This is a genomic window from Nonlabens sp. MIC269, assembly GCF_001430865.1.
Taxonomy (GTDB): domain Bacteria; phylum Bacteroidota; class Bacteroidia; order Flavobacteriales; family Flavobacteriaceae; genus Nonlabens; species Nonlabens tegetincola.
On record NZ_CP011373.1, the window covers coordinates 1558853 to 1574497 of the forward strand.

15 protein-coding genes are annotated in these 15645 nt (G+C 35.5%); 2 read left to right on the forward strand and 13 right to left on the reverse strand.

The window, feature by feature from the left end:
- Window positions 1-52 precede the first annotated feature (52 nt).
- Window positions 53-886, forward strand: a complete 834-nt coding sequence (locus tag AAT17_RS07315; protein WP_060523456.1) for a dolichyl-phosphate beta-glucosyltransferase — start codon at window positions 53-55, stop codon at window positions 884-886.
- A gap of 76 nt (window positions 887-962) precedes the next feature.
- Here the strand turns inward: AAT17_RS07315 and AAT17_RS07320 are convergent, their stop codons facing one another.
- From AAT17_RS07320 to AAT17_RS07375, 12 genes are all read right to left on the reverse strand, one after another.
- Window positions 963-1529: a hypothetical protein gene (locus AAT17_RS07320; protein WP_060523457.1), complete on the reverse strand. Its 567-nt coding sequence runs from the start codon at window positions 1527-1529 to the stop codon at window positions 963-965.
- Entirely contained in the window at window positions 1516-2013 is a 498-nt protein-coding gene (locus tag AAT17_RS07325) for an RNA polymerase sigma factor (protein WP_060523458.1), read from the reverse strand. Before AAT17_RS07325 ends, AAT17_RS07320 begins: the two co-directional genes overlap by 14 nt.
- Entirely contained in the window at window positions 2010-2846 is an 837-nt protein-coding gene (locus AAT17_RS07330; RefSeq protein WP_082586923.1) for an alpha/beta fold hydrolase, read from the reverse strand. The genes AAT17_RS07325 and AAT17_RS07330 overlap by 4 nt, the downstream gene beginning before the upstream one ends.
- Before the next feature lie 165 nt (window positions 2847-3011).
- Entirely contained in the window at window positions 3012-3887 is an 876-nt protein-coding gene (gene atpG / locus AAT17_RS07335) for an ATP synthase F1 subunit gamma (RefSeq protein WP_060523459.1), read from the reverse strand.
- A 70-nt stretch (window positions 3888-3957) separates the two neighbouring features.
- Window positions 3958-5532: a F0F1 ATP synthase subunit alpha gene (gene atpA / locus AAT17_RS07340; RefSeq protein WP_042276664.1), complete on the reverse strand. Its 1575-nt coding sequence runs from the start codon at window positions 5530-5532 to the stop codon at window positions 3958-3960.
- Window positions 5533-5635: 103 nt separating this feature from the next.
- A complete protein-coding gene (atpH, locus tag AAT17_RS07345) occupies window positions 5636-6169 on the reverse strand; it encodes an ATP synthase F1 subunit delta (RefSeq protein ID WP_060523460.1) in 534 nt (177 codons plus the stop codon).
- Window positions 6170-6174: 5 nt separating this feature from the next.
- Window positions 6175-6672, reverse strand: coding sequence for a F0F1 ATP synthase subunit B (locus tag AAT17_RS07350; RefSeq protein WP_042276668.1), 498 nt, complete (start codon window positions 6670-6672; stop codon window positions 6175-6177).
- Between the two features lie 92 nt (window positions 6673-6764).
- A complete protein-coding gene (gene atpE / locus AAT17_RS07355; RefSeq protein WP_042276670.1) occupies window positions 6765-6962 on the reverse strand; it encodes an ATP synthase F0 subunit C in 198 nt (65 codons plus the stop codon).
- A gap of 17 nt (window positions 6963-6979) precedes the next feature.
- Window positions 6980-8185, reverse strand: coding sequence for a F0F1 ATP synthase subunit A (atpB, locus tag AAT17_RS07360; protein WP_060523461.1), 1206 nt, complete (start codon window positions 8183-8185; stop codon window positions 6980-6982).
- A 124-nt stretch (window positions 8186-8309) separates the two neighbouring features.
- On the reverse strand, window positions 8310-8675 hold the full coding sequence (locus AAT17_RS07365) for a DUF6168 family protein (protein WP_042276672.1): 366 nt from the start codon (window positions 8673-8675) through the stop codon (window positions 8310-8312).
- Complete coding sequence (locus AAT17_RS07370) at window positions 8675-9079, reverse strand: polymer-forming cytoskeletal protein (protein ID WP_042276675.1); 405 nt, start codon at window positions 9077-9079, stop codon at window positions 8675-8677. Before AAT17_RS07370 ends, AAT17_RS07365 begins: the two co-directional genes overlap by 1 nt.
- Window positions 9080-9096: 17 nt before the next feature.
- A complete protein-coding gene (locus AAT17_RS07375) occupies window positions 9097-11715 on the reverse strand; it encodes a hypothetical protein (RefSeq protein WP_060523462.1) in 2619 nt (872 codons plus the stop codon).
- A gap of 245 nt (window positions 11716-11960) precedes the next feature.
- Here AAT17_RS07375 and AAT17_RS07380 point away from each other — a divergent pair, with 245 nt between their 5' ends.
- On the forward strand, window positions 11961-15440 hold the full coding sequence (locus AAT17_RS07380; RefSeq protein ID WP_060523463.1) for a TraB/GumN family protein: 3480 nt from the start codon (window positions 11961-11963) through the stop codon (window positions 15438-15440).
- On the opposite strand, the gene AAT17_RS13305 is transcribed toward AAT17_RS07380, so the two are convergent.
- Window positions 15437-15640: a hypothetical protein gene (locus AAT17_RS13305; RefSeq protein WP_172792947.1), complete on the reverse strand. Its 204-nt coding sequence runs from the start codon at window positions 15638-15640 to the stop codon at window positions 15437-15439. The two genes, AAT17_RS07380 and AAT17_RS13305, sit on opposite strands and share 4 nt — an antisense overlap.
- Window positions 15641-15645: the final 5 nt, after the last annotated feature.

Below are 15645 nucleotides of genomic sequence, written 5' to 3' on the forward strand. Positions count from 1 at the left end.
AATAAGGTGTCTTACACCGATAATTTTGGGTCGTAATTAAAGCTCAAATATTATGAAAACTGGAATTATTATACCGTGTTACAATGAAGAAAAAAGACTAGATGTTCAAGCCTTTATTGAATTTATTCAAGCTCATGAAAACTATCATTTATGCTTTGTAAATGATGGAAGTAAAGATAACACTCTAGAGGTTTTGAATAGTATTCGTAAAAACAGCCCTCAACGAGTAAGTGTTGTTGACGTTAAAAAGAACGCTGGAAAAGCAGCTGCAGTTCGTTCAGGTGCTAGATACTTATACAACAGAGAGGATATTGACTATATAGGTTTCATTGATGCAGATTTATCTACCGACTTTAAAGACTTTAAAAAGTTGGTAGATACGTTGCATAATAATGATGAGCTTACAATGGTTTACGGTTCCAGAGGTAAAGGAAATGGTACTATCGAGCGTAACCCATTGAGATTACTGTTTTCTAAAATCGTGAAAATGTTCATCTTCTTTATTTTAGGTTTATCAATAGAGGACACACAATGCGGTGCCAAAGTGTTTAAAAGAGATATCATTCCTTTAGCTTATCAACAAGCATTCTTGACAAGATGGTTATTTGATGTCGAGATCTTTTTGAGACTTAAGAAATTTTATGGAAATCATGTCATGAATAAAATGCACGAACAAGCATTAGATAGATGGGTTCACGTTGACGATTCAAAGTTAGGATTAAAGGATGCTTTAAACATACCTCTTCAACTTACTCAAATATTCTACCAGTATAATGTTGTGAATTCGTTTGTTCAGCCACAATTCGCTGTAAATTCAGGCTTCAATTTGAACACAGCAACCTTAATAGAAATGCCAGTAAATACTCCACAAGTAATTGCCGCATAATTCTATTGAACTATAGTTAATATTAAAAACTTGTTTTATTAGTTTGTAAACTAAAAACATTTATAAAGAATTAATATTAGAACTCTTTTAAATCTCTTTGAAGCGTTTTCAACATTTGCTTTTCTTTTTTAATCTGGTAAGCAATAAATACAATCATTGCAATAGCAATAGGTATGCTTGAAATCCAGGTATATTGAAACCAAAAATCACTTAAATACTTTTTAAAAGTAGGAATAAGCATAACAAATCCTACCCAGTACAGTGTAAGTAGTACCGGTGTCCATATCTGGTGGATTTGTAATCTCAATTGATGTCGGTCTTCATTTAACTGTGTGTACTGCTTTGCGTTCAAAGATGGGTCTATAGGTTTAAATTGCTTAGAAGACTTGATTTCTAAAGCGATACGCACCGCAATAACACCTATCATAAGTAACAGTCCTGCAGTTAATAAAGGCTCGTTTGATGTGGCTGTGTAAATAAAATAAGCTACTAAAATTAGAGCAGTTACAATTAGTACAGCTATCGTGATGTGTTGTCCTCTTTTAATTTGTGCTAGCGTGTTTGTTGCTTTTGTGGTAATATTTGAATCAGGCTGGGCTTTTTGATCCGGCCAGGTTTTAGTTATTTCTTCAAATGTTTTCATAATTGACACATTTTGTAAGTTGTTGTTTAATTCTATTAATTCTAGTGCGCACAGCATTATGTTTAATTCCTACGATAGCTGCAATTTCCTGCTGTGGCACTTCTTCTAATTCTAATAAAAGAATGGATTTATTGACCTTATTCAACTTGTTCATGCATGCGTAAAGCGTTGCATATTGAAGTTCCTTATCTACTACAGTTTCTACAACTTGTTCTATCTTATTATCTAAACTCTCTGTTAGTTTATTTTTATTGTCTCGTAAAAACTGCAAGCAGGTATTTACAGTGATACGGTACAACCAAGTAGAACGTTTTGCGGTTCCTTTAAAGGAATTCCAGTGTTGCCAGACTTTCATAAAAACCTCTTGTTGTAAGTCTGTAGCTAGTGGTTGATTTCCTTTTACATACCCTAAACAGAGTCGGTGAACCTTGTCTACATTATTGTGATAAAGTTGTTCAAATGCTCTTTGCTGGTCGGTTATCATAAGTCTAAAATAGCGTGTAATTTCTCATTCAACCAATTTGGAGCATCGTACATGATAAAATGCTTAGAATCTGCCTTAATATGAAAGTCATAATTCTTTAGATTGCTGTACTGTTTTTTATAAGTTTGGGTTGCCGCATCAACTCCATAAGGTAATCCTGCTGCAATAATAGTCACAGGAACTGTTATTTGTTTGAGTAAAGGACGTACGTCTAGCTTTAAATAATCGGTATATCCATGGACATAGGTTTTGCGATCGCATTTTTTGATGGACTTAGCAACCAGGTTTTGATGTTCTGGTGAGCTAGTCATTCCTTGTGCCATCATCACTGCCATCTGATTGAATTGTTCATCAGTCATAGTTAGCATTTGATTGTTGTAAGGGCTGTCATAGGTAAGTGTACTAGGATCCACACCAGGAAACATAAGCGCTGCCGTACCAGGTAATCCATCAATAACCACTACCTGTTTGATGTTCAAGTTTTCTTGAGCAGCTAACCATGTGGCAATGGTACCACCCATGCTATGACCTACAACAGTCCATTCTTCACTGTTGTTTTGAGCTATGTAGGATTTAATTTCCTTTAAAACCCTAGGCAACCACAACGAGTCAATCGATTGAACTTGACCAAAACCAGCATAGTTTACTAAATGTAATTCGTTATGGTCATTGAATTCGGTTACTACAGAATCCCAAACTGTGTGGTCACTTGCAAACCCAGGTAAAAGCAGAACAGGTTTTCCAGAGCCTTTTACGGTGGTTTTGATAGCGTTTTGGGCATTGCTGTGAGAAAAAATAAATAACGCTATAGCGAAAAGAATAATGCGTTTCATAATGATGTTTTTAATTGTTATTCACCCTTATGATGCAACTTCTTTAAAATGTTACATGGTTATTTTGAAAATTTATGTTTTAGATACTCCGCTTTCGCGAAAGCGTAAAAAAAACCGCTCCCAAATTGGGAGCGGTCTAAAGTTGTATTATGAAAGAAAAACTAACTAGTTATTCAATGCCTCTGCACCACCAACGATTTCAAGAATCTCGTTAGTAATAGCAGCTTGTCTAGCTTTGTTATAAGTTAATTTCAACTGATCTCTAAGTTCAGTAGCGTTATCTGTAGCTTTGTGCATTGCAGTCATACGTGCACCATGCTCACTTGCCCATGAATCACGTACTGCTTTATAAAGCTGTGTTTTTAATGATTTAGGTATAAGTTCCTCAATGATTTCTTCTTTAGAAGGTTCAAAGATGTAATCCATTTCTTTTTGAGCAGCGATAGCTTCTTCGTCTTTGGCTACAGGTGCAAGTGGTAAGAAATCTTCAGTTCTTACTATTTGTGTTGCAGCATTTTTAAAGCTGTTATAAACTAGGATGATTTTATCAAAGTCTCCGTTCTTAAACAACTCCATCAATTCTTCTGCAATTGCAGCGACATTTTCAAAAGAAATGTTGTCAAACAAATCACTTTTGTTAGATTGAACTGTGTCGTTTTTACTAACAAAGTCGTTTGCTTTCTTCCCTATCGTCATGTATGAAACTGCCACACCATTAAGCTCTTCTTTATTCAAACGCACCAATTCTTTGATAATGTTTGAATTAAAAGCACCAGCCAGACCACGATTAGAAGTAATAGCTACTACTAAAGCCTTTTCAACTGGTCGTTGAACAGAATAAGCACTCGCAGAATCACCTTCTAGCGTAGCACTTAAATTTTGTAGCATTTCAGTAAGTTTATCAGAATAAGGACGCATTGCTGTAATGGCATCTTGGGCCTTTTTAAGCTTTGCTGCACTCACCATCTTCATTGCACTTGTAATTTGCATGGTTGAAGATACCGAGGATATTCTGTTTCTTATTTCTTTTAGGTTTGCCATAGTTTATTAAGAAAAGAGATAAGGAGAAAAGAAACAAGAGAGGTTCTCTTGTTTCTTTTTCTTTATTCTATTAGTAACGTGCTGAAAGATCTTTTGCTACTGCTGTTAATACGTCAATAGCTTCATCAGTTAATTTTCCAGCCTTAAGAGTATCTAGAGTATCTCTATGCTTTGCATTAAGTAATTCTAAATAATCTCTTTCAAATTCTTTTACTTTCTCTACAGGTACATTTCTTAACAAGTTCTTTGAACCAGCATAGATAATTGCAACCTGATCTTCTACCGTGTAAGGTGAGTTTTGAGCTTGCTTTAAGATCTCTACGTTACGTCTACCCTTTTCAATTACGTTAAGTGTAGCAGCATCAAGATCAGAACCAAACTTAGCAAATGCTTCTAGTTCACGGAACTGTGCTTGGTCAAGCTTAAGAGTACCCGATACTTTTTTCATAGACTTAATCTGTGCACTACCACCTACACGAGATACCGAAATACCTACATTAATTGCTGGACGCACACCAGAGTTAAATAAATCTGATTCTAAGAAAATCTGACCGTCAGTAATCGAAATTACGTTTGTAGGAATATAAGCAGAAACATCACCAGCCTGAGTTTCAATAATAGGAAGTGCAGTAAGAGAACCACCACCTTTTACGATAGGCTTAAGACTTTCTGGTAAGTCATTCATGTTTTTTGCGATATCATCATCTGCAATAACTTTTGCAGCACGCTCTAATAATCTAGAGTGTAGGTAGAAAACGTCTCCTGGATACGCCTCACGTCCTGGTGGACGACGTAATAAAAGAGATACCTCACGATATGCAACAGCTTGTTTAGATAAATCATCATATACAATAAGAGCAGGACGACCTGTATCACGGAAGTACTCACCTATTGCTGCACCAGCAAATGGAGCATATACCTGCATTGGAGCAGGATCAGACGCGTTTGCAGCAACAATGGTAGTATAAGCTAGGGCACCAGCATCTTCTAGTACCTTAGCAATGTTAGCTACTGTAGAAGCCTTTTGACCAACAGCTACATAAATACAATATACTGGCTCACCAGCATCATAAAACTCCTTTTGGTTAAGGATTGTATCAATACATACTGTTGATTTACCAGTCTGACGGTCACCAATTACAAGCTCACGCTGTCCACGACCTACAGGAATCATGGCATCAATTGACTTAATACCTGTTTGCATTGGTTCATTTACAGGTTGACGATAGATAACCCCAGGAGCTTTACGCTCTAGTGGCATTTCATAAAGGTCTCCTTCAATAGCACCTTTACCATCTATAGGCTCACCTAGTGTGTTTACCACACGACCTACAATACCTTCACCTACTTTGATAGATGCAATACGTTGTGTTCTTTTTACCGTATCACCTTCTTTGATTTCTTGTGATGGGCCTAAAAGTACCACACCTACGTTATCCTCTTCAAGGTTTAATACGATTCCTTCCATTCCTGTTTCAAAAGAAACAAGTTCTCCATATTGAGCGTTTGAAAGACCATAAACACGTGCGATACCGTCACCTACAGTAAGAACAGTTCCCACTTCATCAAGAGATGCAGTTGCATCAAATCCTGATAATTGTTGCTTAAGTATTGCAGATACTTCTGCTGGATTTACTTCTGCCATGTTATTGTTTTTATTCTATGTTTAAACCTTGCGGTTTTTACTTTTCTATTAAGTTGTAGTAAGTACGCTTTTGCGAAAGCAAACTAACCACAGATATTATTATTTATTGAGCAAACTCTCTTTTTAACGCACTGAATTTGTTTGTAACACTAGCGTTAATTTCCTTATCACCTACTCTTAAAATGAAACCACCTAGTATAGATGAATCTATTTTTTTCTCTAAAGTTACCTCTTTACCAGCAAGTTCGGTTGCCTTAGCAAGTATTTTTGCTTCTAAATCTGCTGTAATTTCTACGGCAGTTGTGACTGTAGCAATCTCGCGCTTGTTCATCTCTTCAAATAAGAAGATGTAATGTGTAGCAACATCGGCAAGGATATCGGCTCTTTTATTATCCACTAATAGATCAAATGACCCCATAGTTATCGCCTCAGAATCCTTAAAAACTTGACGTAATGCATTACGTTTTTGCTCCGTCTTAATTAAAGGACTAGATAGAAACTGGCTGAGCTCCTTATTATTTGCTAGCGTGGCTAGTATGGTCTTCATGTCATCATTCACAGCAGCCGCCTCGTTCTTCTCAACCGCGAGATTAAGAATAGCTTTTGCGTATCGTGATGCAGCTCTTGATAATTTCATAATTCCTAGATATTAGCTTCAGTAAGCATTTTATCAATTAAAGCTAGTTGCGCATCTTTTTCAGATAATTCTTTACGAGTTACCTTCTCAGCGATATCAACAGAAAGTTCAGCTACTTGTGTTTTAATATCAGCAAGTGCAGCTTTCTTTTCAGCTTCAATAGTTTCTTGAGCTTGTGCGATAATTTTATCAGCTTTTTCTTGAGCTTCAGTGCTTGCCTCGGCGATCATTTTTTCTTTGATCTCACGAGCTTCTTTAAGCATAGTATCTCTTTGAGCACGAGCCTCGGCAGCAGCAGCTTCATTTGAAGCCTCAAGCTTTTTCATTTCAAGCTTTGCGTTTTCTGCAGCAGCAAGTGCCTCACTGATTCCTTGCTCACGATCATCTAATGAATTGATGATTGGTTTCCATGCAAATTTCCCTAATAATACTACTAATATGATAAGGATTATCGCTTGCATGATAAACAAGCCTGGAGAAAAGTCGTTTAAAAGAGTTTCCATTTATAGTTATTCTAAAATTTGAGTTTAATTCTAATTTTAAAACACATCCTGTAACCAACCGTTACAGGAATGTGTTTTAGTTTTTTAAGGAATTAGCTTCCTAAGATTAACGCACCAAATGCAAGTCCTTCTAGAAGTGCACCGATGATGATCATCGCAGTTTGGATTTTACCAGCAGCCTCAGGTTGACGAGCGATAGCTTCCATCGCTTTTCCACCGATTTGACCTAAACCGATACCACCACCGATTACGATTAATCCTGCTCCAATTAAATTTAGAGTTCCAGTCATTGTTATTAAATTAAAAATTAAACAAAACGTTCTCTGGTTTCCTCAACCTCACCTTGAGTTAAGATCTCATCCTCATGTTCTTCATCATGATGATGATCGTGTTCTTCAACGGCCATACCGATGAATAACGAACTTAACATTGTAAAAATGAAGGCCTGTAAGAAAGCCACTAATAATTCTATTACCATAATGAATAACGCTAGAACTAATGAAAGTCCTGTTGAACCTACTGGTCCAAAACTTTCCTTCAAGGTTATCATAAGGGCTATAAGGCTCATCACCACAAAGTGACCAGCTGTAATATTTGCAAACAAACGTACTAAAAGTGAGAACGGCTTAATAAGCACGTATCCTACTAATTCTATAACGGCAAGAATCGGTCTAAGTATAACAGGAACACCTGGCATCCATAAAGTGTGACCCCAAAATTCTTTTGTACCACTAAATAGGTAAATAATTGCAGTGAATATTGCAAGACATGCTGTAACTGCAATTTGACCTGTTACATTAAATCCTATAGGAGTAAGTCCTAGTAAATTCAAAATCCAGATGAAGAAAAATACCGTTAATAAGTAAGGCATAAATCTTCTATACTTTTTCTCTCCTATGTTAGGACGAGCGATTTCATCACGCACATAGATTACTAGAGGCTCTAGCACTCTACCAAATCCAGTTGGGATGTTTTTCTTTTTATACTGCTTAGCTAGTCCACCAAACAATAAAAGTAATATCAAACCAGTAACTAAAATTCCGAATACAGATTTTGTGATTGAAAAGTCAAGTACCTTGTGTGCATTAGTCGGGTGATGCTCTTCATCAAAAGCTACAGTAGTAGCTCCATTATCTAACTCATAGATTTTACTATGAAGTTTAGTTAAGGTAACTCCATCTTTTTGAACGAGCACCTTACCATCATCATCATGATGGAATTCAGAAGACATGAAAGTTCTTAAACCTTCACTAGTCCAAACAATTACGGGTAGTGGAAATCCTACATGCTTGCGTTCACCAGCATCGTTTGTATACGAAAACAGGTGAAAATCGTGAGCATCCTTCAAGTGATGCTTAATGTAAGCGTTAATTTCTTCTTTAGAATTTACTCTACCGCCATCGGCCTCAGTAGTATGGTTGTCGTGACCATGATCTTCTTGAGCATTAACTGTTCCTGAAAAGACAGTAAAAAGTAAAGCAAAAAAAGCTGTTTTAATATAAGCTCTGTACATGTATTACACCTTAAATAGTTAGGTTCTCAAATTCGGGTGCAAATGTACGACAAAAAACATTTGAAATAACCTTAAAAACTAGGCTATTATTTTATTAATTTTTTAAACCGGTTATAAACGGTAATTATTTATCATTAAGCCACTTAATTACAATGGCAGATTCAATCATGAGATAAATGAAGTAAGGAACAAGTAAGTGTAACTTATCAACACGAGATAATGACTCTTCTTCTGCTAGCAATTCTGGGAATATTAAAAGTGCTGCTCCTATCTTTACCATTAATATAGCAATGAATACGAATCCTAGTTTTTCACTAGCAATCGTGTGCACGTAGTTTAAGGCAGCAACTGTAAAATATCCTGCTATACCTAAAAACAAATAGATTTTTACTAAACTGATCTCTCCTGCCGGAATAAGAAAAAAGTGCGCAGCATACAGTAAAAGGGTAATTACGGTTATTGCTGCTAGGGACTTTACATAAAAATTCATCAGGCAGTTTTACCTTTTTTACTTGAGTCATTAATGTTTTTAACACCAGATTGCATGCTACAAGTAGCGTTGAACTCTGCACCTGGTTCTACAGCTAGTTTACCTGTTGTCACTTCACCATCAATACGAGCAGTTGCCTTGAGCGTTAAAAGATTATCCACTACTAATTTTCCTTTAATGGTTCCCTCAACGTCGGCATTTTGACAATGCATGGAGCCGTCTATTTTACCTTCTTTCCCTATTACTACTTTGGCTGTAGTTTCCAATGAACCTATAATTGTACCATCTATTCTAAAGCCACCTGTGCTTTTAATATCTCCTTCAATAACAGTTCCTTGTCCTATACGGTTTTGAGATTTTCCTGACTCCATAGTTCCTTTACCTGATTTTTTATCGCTAAACATTTTCTTTAAGGGGTTATTTACTTCATTTCAGCTGTGTACTTATCCAATGATTTATACACTTGAATGATTTTATAGTTTTCTGTTGCTATTGCAATATAAGGTCTTGAAATATTATAACCATTTTCTGGTTTCTGTAGTAATTCACCCAATCCTTTGGCTCCTAATTTAGTATTGAAACCGTGAATTACTAACAGTTTTTCGTTTTCATTATAAACGTCGGTTGAATAGGTGAATGAGTATTCCGCTTTCGCGAAAGCGTCATCAAGAGCAGCAGTCAGGTTATCGATTGCAGATTGCTCACTTTTATTAAATCTATAAACCAGTTTAAAATCTGTAAGCCCATCTTCTGGTAAGTAAACTTCTGGTATTTTGAGAGATTCTGCTTTTTTTACTAAATCCTGTGCGCTTTTACCTACCTCACTATTTGGATAATTAAGTGCCACATAATCTATTCCTCGCTTATAAGCTTGAAAACCGTATAATCTACCTGATGCAAATGCTTTAAGTAGTTCTAATCTAGGTACAATTTCATCTCCATTGAATATTTTGACATATTCTGGAACAAGAGCTATTACTTGATCGTACTGCTCAGCCTCATACATTTTATACAGTCTATTATAAACCGCAAGCGGTGTTTCACTATTATCTAATTTTGATTCTGGATTACGCAATAACTCGGCATATCTAGAATCTGGATACTCAGAGATTATTTTGTTTTTATAGAGACTGGCCTTTTGTGCATTTGGTGTTTTACTGTCTTCCTTATAAATAAGGTATAGGTTGTAAAGGGCAGGTAATTCTAGTTTTTCTACTGGTTCAAAATCCAGAAGTCTAGTGAATCGATCAATAGCCAGATCGTTTCTTTTAAATTTCTCTTTATAGATTACACCTAACTGATAGTAGGCAAAGTCTCTAGAGTCGGCAATGCTGTCTAACACAAATCTGCCTTTTGGTAGTTGTTTAATATAAAAGGAGGTTGTAAACTCTGGACGTAGTTCCTCTTCTTCATTTACAATTTCATCTTCTATCTCACCATCCAGGGTAGACTTTTTGTTTTTACGTCGCCAGTTATCTTCTAATTTGCGTTTACCCCATTTTGATCTAAAATCTTGTTTACCACGAGCAACAGTTTGCGTGTTGTAGAAATAGAAAGATGAGTTACCTAAAGAAGGTCCTGTAGGTCCTGGTGGTGTTGCTCCACCAAAGGTTGGTCCTATATTACCTCTTCTAGAGGTTTTGTTATTTTGAATTTTGGCAAAGGCCGTTTGCTGCTGTGCTTCTTTTGCTGCGGCAACTTCGGCAGCTCGAGCTTCTCTTTCTTCTTGTGCTTTTAAACTATCAATATATACTTGATAATATTGTTCTTGTTCTTGTGGAGACATTGCTAGTACTTTAAAAATACTATCGGCACTACTACGCCATCCTTCATATACTATAACACCTTCTAAATTATCTCGCTTTTTACGTACCAATCTATGTTCTGGCGTGCGTTCCTTATATTGCGCTACTGCGCTATCATAGTATTTCCCAGCATTTACATATTCTGCCTGATCAAAACTAATTTTTGCAAGTGCACTGTAATTATTACCTCTTAAATATTTATCAGTACCACCTTTGGCTCTTAGCGATTTATTAAAGTATTCTTTGGCAAGATTTAAGCTGTCCTTGTCATGATAGTAAATTGCCTTACGAGAATAAATAGCATCTAACCACGGTCTGTTTTCTCTGTTTTCCTCAAGATCGGTGATGGTTTCAATAAGCTCGGTATCACTATCAACGGCCGGATCGTACAGTTTTATTTTTTCTATAAAAGCGTTAATATAATAACGTCTAGGTATTTTACGATGCCATTCAATAAGTTGATCGTAATGTGCAAAAGCACTGTCGCGTTGACCCGATTTTGCAAATAATTGCCCTGCTATAAAGTTATATCTTGCTTGTGTCTCTCTATTTTTAGTTTGTTGAGCTGCTTTATTCATGTAGACTAACGCGCTATCAACTTCTTCTAAGTTTAAAAAAGCTTGTGCAAAAATGGCATTTGCTAGTGCTAGATCCTCTTGTTCAAACTTTTCCTCGTCCTGAGAAAGCAATTTTCTCAAGTTCTTAATTGCGATTTCATTATTATCTAATCGCATATTTGTTTTTTCTCGCCAGATTTTTGCTCTATTGAGCTCATCACTTTCTGGCATGAACTGTAAAATGTAATTAAATGCTTCAAGGGCAGGAACAAATCGCTGGTCATAATAGCGAGCTTTTCCTAAAAGCATGTATGCCTCGTCGATTTGAGGATTATATTCTACCTCATTGATAAGCATGCTGTGTTTTTGTACAGCTTTAACCGCTTTTTCTTCAGCTCGTTCAAAATTGGGATCTAGCGCTCGCTGTCCTGGAAGAAAAACCTCGTCCTTAACGGACATTCTTTCAACTGGTAGAACTTCCCAATAGTTGTCTTTATAATTTTGCTCTAGTTGATCCAGTCCTGCTTGTAAAGCAAGGTCGCCGTTATACAATACATTGTATTCTGTTCCTACGGCATGTAGGTTGCGACTTATAAAGGAGTTTTTCTTACGGCTACATCCTACAAGTCCTGAAACGACTACAAGTATTAATAAAAACTGTGATAAATATTTATTCAAAAGAGCTCTTTTTAAGTCTACCTTACATAACTACAAAGCCTTATAGTTATTGTAATAAGTCGGTAAAAATAAGAAAACTGTAGACGTCTATCCTAATCTAAAGAATCAACCTGTAAGTATTCTTTACGGTTATCATACTATAAGTCCTATTTTGTCCAACTCACTCAATCATATTGGTCATTAACTAAATACCTTTTTTATTTCATCCTTTTGTACCTATTTTTAAACGATAATTAAATGATTGCATGAAAAACTATTTATGGATAGGTGCTTGTTTGTGGTGCCTACTAATGACTGCTCAACAAGAAGAGAACAGCTTGTTATGGAAAATTACCGGTAATGGTCTAGAAAAACCATCCTACTTATACGGAACAATGCACGTGAGTAAAAAGGTGGCTTTTAGACTGGACGATGTTTTTTATAAAGCTCTAAATGAAAGTGATGCCATTGCTTTAGAATCAGATCCAACCTTCTGGATGGGTGAGTATTATGAAGAGGAAAAAAATGATCCTAAGAATCTTACTCGTGGTGGTTATGATGATGATTTTTATGAAGGCATGTTTAAACTAGGTCATCCTGAACCTCAACTAGTAAGATACAGTTTAAGATTAGGTGACGAGGCTTTAAACGGTTTTCTTTATAGGAAATCAAATGGCGGCGATAATTTTGAAGAGGAAACCTACCTCGATTTATTTATTTATCAAGCTGGTAAAAAGAATAATAAGCCCATTATAAGTCTTGAGGATTTTAAAGAATCTCAATATTTAACTACCGTAGCAGGAAATAGTGAGCCAAAGAAAGAGGTCGATAAATGGTTACAAGAACGTTTAGAAAATAAAAATCGATATACCTTAATGGAAGATGTTTATCGCGATAGAAACATCTCATTACTAGACAGCATAGGGCAAGCAACCGATACCGAATACTATAGAGAATATATGCTTTACAAGCGTAATCAAAATATGGTTGATGAGCTTATAAAATCCATGGGTGACAAAAGCATTTTTGCAGGTGTTGGAGCAGCACATCTACCTGGGGAAAAAGGGATGATTCACTTACTTGAAAAGGAAGGTTATACGGTCGTACCCTATACGAGTGAACAAACTGAATACGCAAGTGCACAAAAAGAATTACTGGACGATACGTTTGTGGCTCCTACGCTTTCGCGAAAGCGTACCGATGACGACTTTATTTCCATTGAAAGTTTTGATGAATTAAGAGGTTTTTCTGCTAGTAATCAAACTTTTATAATGGTACCAGAAATGACAAATGGTGCTTATTTAATGATGTATCGTATAAACACTTTTCCCTATTTACCAATTACTCCAGAGGAAACAGAAGAAATTAATCTGGAGTATATAGAGAATTTTCTGTACGAGGATATTCCAGGTGAAATTGTAAGTAAGGAAAAAATAACCAGTCCCTATCCTGGTTTTGATATCTTGAATAAAACCAAAAAAGGTGATTATCAACGATACCGTATTTATGAAACACCATTGGAACTACTGATTATAAAATTAGGTGGTAAACAAGGCTATGTTAAACAATATGGCGATTCGATTTTTAATACGTTAGAAATTAAACAGGTAACTACTGGAATGGAAGAGTTTAATTCTCCTAATAAAGGTTTTAAAGTAATATTTCCTAAGTATCGTACTGCTACAAACGTTTCCTTAGCTGGTAAAAAATTATTGCAAGGTAAGAGTGACGGTATTACTTATTTTCTACAGGAAACTGTTGTTAATAGTACTAACTATATTGAAGACGATAAATTTGAAGCACAGTTCATTGTCGAGGAATTTGCACAAAATCAGAAACTTCAATTAAAAGACGGTTATTTATCAAAAAACCCTTACCAATCTTACACTGCCCTAGCACAAGACACAATTAATAACACCGCTATGTACTTGCATAGTGTTATGCGTAATAATAAATACTATCTTCTAGGAGCAACTACAACTGATAAAAAAACTGCTGATGCGTATTTCAATTCGCTTGAATTCAATACTCCTAAGTATGAAAAGTTTGAAACCGTTGTTGACACCGCATTGTATTTCACTGTAAAAAGTCCAGTGGACGCACCTTATAGAAAAAGTAATTCTTATGACAGACCAAAGGCACATGAAAGTCTAGAAAAATCTACCACTTATTACACTCCTGCAAACGAGTTTATCAGAGTAAAAATGGAAAAATTTCATGATCTTCAAATGTATAAGGATGCACAAGAAATGTGGGAAGATTATAACAATGACCTAGCTGATAATTATAGTTTTGAGGAGTTAGGTGCTACTCTTAAAGATAGTATAACTTCACAAAATAATGACTTATACACCTATTCTAGGACTTATACAGATAGCTCAAGTGCCAAGATTTTAAAGTACAAGAATATATATTACAAAGGGCGTATTTATGAAATAAAGACAGTTTATGATACTATCCAAGAACCTTCTGAATTTATATCAAATTTCTTTGAAACTTTTACTCCAAAAGATACTTTACTAGGTAAAGATGTGTTTGTGGATAAAGTTGATATTTTCTTTAATGCAGTTAAAAGTAGAGATACTCTAGCTTTTGTTTCAAACGAATTACTACGATTTAATAAGAAACATATTGACCAACTCATTGAATGGATACCAACCGTAAAAGCCGATGAGAAGAATTTCAAAAGTGAACGTAATGATGCTATAAAACAATTAATGGCGTTACAAGAAGAAGATGATAGAGTGTTACCATTTATTGAATATTTGTATGAACTCTCTTATGACCAACCTGATGTACAAAGCCTTATCCTGAACGAACTCATGCGAACTGAAACTCGCAAAGGTCAAAAAATATTATTGGGCCTTTTAGAAAAAGATCTACCATTGAGTACCAGTTATCAAGACAACTTTTTAAGAAGAAATGATCGCAACCTTGTTCTAAGAAAAGAACTATTCCCTGAACTGTTTAAATACGCATCTATCTCAGAATATAAAGAGCCTGTTTATGAATTGCTAGCTAAACTGAAAGATAGCGGTCTTATGAAAGTAAAGCAGTATAAACGATATAGAGATCAAATAATCACCGACGGGAAGATAGATATTAAACGTAATTTAAGTGCTAGTAGTTCCTATGGTTCTACCAGTAATCTACTTCCCTATGCAAAACTTATATTTCCATTTAGAGAGGAGCGTAATGCTAAGATTTTCTTTGAGAAATTAATAAAAAGTAAAAACGATAAGGTTTTGTCTTATTACTACCTAGAGCTGCTCAAAAACAATGAATCAATACCAGCCGAACTGGAGGAATACAAAAATACCGATGCCGACTTTGAAGCAGTAATCATAAGAAAAGGAGCACGATATGGAGTAAAACCTTATAACAACCTAAATGATCAAGAAATAGCAAGAGCTACTTTATTAGGTCGAATTAACATTGAAAAGAAAAAGGATTCCATGTTCTTCCTTAAAAAGGAAATTATTAAAACTGATCTTGATGAGGAAGTAAGTGTATACTTTTTCAAGTTGATAAAAGAGAACACCTACAAAGACAAGGAGTATGTCATGTACGCAGCCTACTTGCCTGAAAAAGATCGTGAGTATAAAACAGAAACCTATGATGAATCCTCAAGTAATGGTATTTCTATAACACCTACTCGAGATGAAGAGGATATTATTAATAAGGTTACTAAAAAATTAAAGCACCTTACACGTGGTCGTGTACCTAGAATAGGTGGTAGGTATTAAAACCACGACACATCTTTTTTAAAAATCCATTTTAAACCGTAGCGCTTTCCACTTTGGTATTGCGCTACGTGTGGTTTTGGTGCCACCACTACTGCTACAATTATGGGTAACATCGTAGTAAAAACAGATGTCTTATTAGTAATTGCCTTGGTTATAAAAAAAGTTCCCATAAATAAAACAAGAAAACTAATTGAATACACTAAAT

Coding starts and splice junctions, on each gene's coding strand:
- AAT17_RS07325 (WP_060523458.1), bottom strand. CDS start 2,013: ATGATAACCGACCAGCAAAGAGCATTTGAACAACTTTATCACAATAAT.
- atpA (WP_042276664.1), bottom strand. CDS start 5,532: ATGGCAGAAGTAAATCCAGCAGAAGTATCTGCAATACTTAAGCAACAA.
- AAT17_RS07380 (WP_060523463.1), top strand. CDS start 11,961: ATGAAAAACTATTTATGGATAGGTGCTTGTTTGTGGTGCCTACTAATG.
- AAT17_RS07350 (WP_042276668.1), bottom strand. CDS start 6,672: ATGGAAACTCTTTTAAACGACTTTTCTCCAGGCTTGTTTATCATGCAA.
- AAT17_RS07370 (WP_042276675.1), bottom strand. CDS start 9,079: ATGTTTAGCGATAAAAAATCAGGTAAAGGAACTATGGAGTCAGGAAAA.
- atpB (WP_060523461.1), bottom strand. CDS start 8,185: ATGTACAGAGCTTATATTAAAACAGCTTTTTTTGCTTTACTTTTTACT.
- AAT17_RS07330 (WP_082586923.1), bottom strand. CDS start 2,846: ATGAAACGCATTATTCTTTTCGCTATAGCGTTATTTATTTTTTCTCAC.
- AAT17_RS07320 (WP_060523457.1), bottom strand. CDS start 1,529: ATGAAAACATTTGAAGAAATAACTAAAACCTGGCCGGATCAAAAAGCC.
- AAT17_RS07365 (WP_042276672.1), bottom strand. CDS start 8,675: ATGAATTTTTATGTAAAGTCCCTAGCAGCAATAACCGTAATTACCCTT.
- atpE (WP_042276670.1), bottom strand. CDS start 6,962: ATGACTGGAACTCTAAATTTAATTGGAGCAGGATTAATCGTAATCGGT.
- atpH (WP_060523460.1), bottom strand. CDS start 6,169: ATGAAATTATCAAGAGCTGCATCACGATACGCAAAAGCTATTCTTAAT.
- AAT17_RS07315 (WP_060523456.1), top strand. CDS start 53: ATGAAAACTGGAATTATTATACCGTGTTACAATGAAGAAAAAAGACTA.
- atpG (WP_060523459.1), bottom strand. CDS start 3,887: ATGGCAAACCTAAAAGAAATAAGAAACAGAATATCCTCGGTATCTTCA.